The organism is Streptomyces sp. Y7 (genome assembly GCF_043195415.1).
Lineage (GTDB): Bacteria > Actinomycetota > Actinomycetes > Streptomycetales > Streptomycetaceae > Streptomyces.
In genome coordinates, this window is record NZ_JBIDDQ010000082.1 from 1 (window position 1) to 239 (window position 239).

At 58.2% G+C, this 239-nt stretch carries 1 rRNA gene; it reads right to left on the reverse strand.

The features are described from left to right. Positions 1-239 (reverse strand): 23S ribosomal RNA (locus ACGFW6_RS45190); the annotation flags it as partial.

A 239-nucleotide genomic window follows, 5' to 3' on the forward strand; every position in this document is an offset into this window, starting at 1 on the left:
TCCGACGCTCCCACGGCTTGTAGGCACACGGTTTCAGGTACTATTTCACTCCCCTCCCGGGGTACTTTTCACCATTCCCTCACGGTACTATCCGCTATCGGTCACCAGGGACTATTTAGGCTTAGCGGGTGGTCCCGCCAGATTCACACGGGATTTCTCGGGCCCCGTGCTACTTGGGTGTCTCTCAAACGAGCCGCTGACGTTTCGACTACGGGGGTCTTACCCTCTACGCCGGACCT